The 2679-nt window shown below is 40.5% G+C and carries 3 protein-coding genes and 1 pseudogene; 1 reads left to right on the top strand and 3 read right to left on the bottom strand.

What is annotated here, in order from left to right; genetic code table 11:
- Positions 1–75 precede the first annotated feature (75 nt).
- Positions 76–1422, top strand: coding sequence for an NADP-specific glutamate dehydrogenase (gene gdhA, locus SMIDD26_RS02660; protein ID WP_061438825.1), 1347 nt, complete (start codon positions 76–78; stop codon positions 1420–1422).
- 224 nt (positions 1423–1646) lie between these two features.
- Here the strand turns inward: gdhA and SMIDD26_RS12585 are convergent, their stop codons facing one another.
- The 3 genes and pseudogenes from SMIDD26_RS12585 to SMIDD26_RS02645 all read right to left on the bottom strand — a co-directional run.
- Complete coding sequence (locus SMIDD26_RS12585; protein WP_061438824.1) at positions 1647–1886, bottom strand: hypothetical protein; 240 nt, start codon at positions 1884–1886, stop codon at positions 1647–1649.
- A gap of 114 nt (positions 1887–2000) precedes the next feature.
- The gene (rplL, locus tag SMIDD26_RS02650) at positions 2001–2369 is read right to left on the bottom strand and encodes a 50S ribosomal protein L7/L12 (protein ID WP_001196965.1); all 369 of its coding nucleotides are present in this window, start codon (positions 2367–2369) and stop codon (positions 2001–2003) included.
- A gap of 74 nt (positions 2370–2443) precedes the next feature.
- Positions 2444–2679, bottom strand: a pseudogene (locus SMIDD26_RS02645) (50S ribosomal protein L10); the annotation flags it as partial.

The following is a 2679-nucleotide window of genomic DNA, read 5'->3' as shown; positions in this document are numbered from 1 at the left end:
TTTTTTCTTTACAGTGAAAAAAAATTCTGCTATAATGACTCATGTAATAAAATATGACAATAAAAGGAGAACGATATGACATCTGCTAAAGAATATATCCAAAGCGTGTTTGAAACTGTAAAAGCTCGTAACGGGCACGAGGCTGAATTCCTCCAAGCTGTTGAAGAATTTTTCAACACTTTGGAACCTGTATTTGAAAAACACCCTGAGTATATCGAAGAAAATATCTTGGCACGTATTACTGAGCCTGAGCGCGTGATTTCTTTCCGTGTTCCTTGGGTTGACCGTGATGGAAAAGTTCAAGTAAACCGTGGTTACCGTGTTCAATTCAACTCAGCTGTTGGACCATACAAAGGCGGACTTCGTTTCCACCCAACTGTAAACCAAGGGATTTTGAAATTCCTCGGATTTGAACAAATCTTTAAAAATGTCTTGACTGGACTTCCTATCGGTGGAGGTAAAGGTGGATCAGACTTCGATCCTAAAGGTAAAACAGATGCTGAAGTGATGCGCTTCTGCCAAAGCTTCATGACTGAATTGCAAAAACACATCGGACCATCACTTGACGTACCTGCTGGTGATATCGGTGTTGGTGGACGTGAGATTGGTTATCTTTACGGTCAATACAAACGCCTTAATCAATTTGATGCTGGTGTCTTGACTGGTAAACCTCTTGGATTTGGTGGTAGCTTGATTCGTCCAGAAGCAACTGGTTACGGTTTGGTTTACTACACTGAAGAAATGCTTAAAGCTAACGGTAACAGCTTCGCTGGTAAGAAAGTGGTCATTTCAGGTTCTGGTAACGTTGCTCAATACGCTCTTCAAAAAGCGACTGAACTCGGTGCAACTGTTATCTCTGTATCTGATTCGAATGGTTATGTCATCGATGAAAATGGTATCGACTTCGATCTATTGGTTGATGTTAAAGAAAAACGTCGCGCTCGTTTGACTGAGTATGCAGCTGAGAAAACAACTGCTACTTATCATGAAGGTTCTGTATGGACTTACGCTGGAAACTATGACATCGCTCTTCCATGTGCGACTCAAAACGAAATCAACGGTGAAGCAGCTAAACGTTTGGTTGCTCAAGGCGTTATCTGTGTATCTGAAGGTGCCAACATGCCAAGCGACCTTGATGCCATCAAAGTTTACAAAGAAAATGGTATCTTCTACGGACCTGCAAAAGCTGCCAACGCTGGTGGTGTAGCCGTTTCAGCTCTTGAAATGAGCCAAAACAGTCTTCGCCTCTCATGGACTCGTGAAGAAGTTGATGGACGTCTCAAAGACATCATGACAAATATCTTCAACACAGCTAAAACAACTTCAGAAACATATGGTCTTGGTAAAGACTATCTTGCAGGAGCAAACATTGCTGCCTTTGAAAATGTAGCAAACGCTATGATTGTACAAGGTATTGTTTAAGATTTATTTGCTCAATCCTCAATCACTACGATTGGGGATTTTTATGTTGAGTTAAACAGTTGGGAAATTCTAATTTAATTAAATTAAATGAAATAAAAACCGAACAAATTGATTACGGAATTCAAACCAATTTCTAACAATGTTTTATAAAACTCAGTGGACTATTCTAAATTCAATCTATTTTATACTTTTCGAAAATCTCTTCAAACCACGTCAGCGTCGCCTTACCGTATGTATATGATACTGACTTCGTCAGCTCTATCTGCAACCTCAAAACGGTGTTTTGAGCTGACTTCGTCAGTTCTATCCACAACCTCAAAACAGTGTTTTGAGCTGACTTCGTCAGTTTCATCCACAACCTCAAAACAGTGTTTTGAGCTGACTTCGTCAGTTTCATCCACAACCTCAAAACAGTGTTTTGAGCAGCCTGCGGCTAGTTTCCTAGTTTGCACTTTGATTTTCATTGAGTATTACTTACTCCGCCCCCTTTTTTGCCCCTTCTTGAACAAAAAGAAAAACCGCTACTCCTAAGAATAGCGGTTTAATCATGTTTTTAAGCTACTAATGTAGTCGCTCTATTATTTAAGAGTAACTGAAGCTCCAGCTTCTTCCAATTTAGCTTTGATTTCTTCAGCTTCTGCAGTTGCAACGCCTTCTTTAACAAGTGCTGGTGCACCGTCAACAAGTTCTTTAGCTTCTTTAAGACCAAGACCTGTGATTTCACGAACAACTTTGATAACGCCAACTTTTTTGTCGCCTGCAGATGTCAATTCAACGTCGAATGAATCTTTAGCAGCACCAGCGTCAGCAGCACCAGCTGCAGCAACAGCTACAGGAGCAGCTGCAGTTACACCAAATTCTTCTTCGATAGCTTTTACAAGGTCGTTCAATTCAAGGATTGAAGCTTCTTTAATTTCAGCAATAATGTTTTCAATGTTCAATGCCATTGTTATTTCCTCCAAATATGTTTTTAAATTTATAATAGATTTTTCGTAGCTAGGCTACGCTGCGTAGCTTAAGATTAAGCTGCGTCTTCTTTGTTGTCTGCAACCGCTTTGACTGCAAGAGCAACGTTGCGCACTGGCGCTTGAAGTACAGAAAGGAGCATAGAAAGAAGTCCTTCGCGGTTTGGAAGAGTTGCAAGAGCAAGAATCTCTTCTTTAGATGCGACAGCGCCTTCGATTGCACCACCTTTGATTTCAAGTGCTTCAGCGTTTTTAGAAAAGTCGTTCAAGATTTTCGCTGGTGCGATAACAT

The organism is Streptococcus mitis (assembly GCF_001579035.1).
Taxonomy (GTDB): Bacteria; Bacillota; Bacilli; order Lactobacillales; family Streptococcaceae; genus Streptococcus; species Streptococcus mitis_J.
The sequence above is the reverse complement of the archived record's forward strand: the minus strand, read 5'-3'. Positions and strand labels throughout refer to the sequence as shown.

Excerpts from the sequence above, each read along its gene's own strand:
- gdhA (WP_061438825.1), top strand. The coding sequence starts at position 76 with ATGACATCTGCTAAAGAATATATCCAAAGCGTGTTTGAAACTGTAAAA.
- SMIDD26_RS12585 (WP_061438824.1), bottom strand. The coding sequence starts at position 1,886 with ATGAAAATCAAAGTGCAAACTAGGAAACTAGCCGCAGGCTGCTCAAAA.
- rplL (WP_001196965.1), bottom strand. The coding sequence starts at position 2,369 with ATGGCATTGAACATTGAAAACATTATTGCTGAAATTAAAGAAGCTTCA.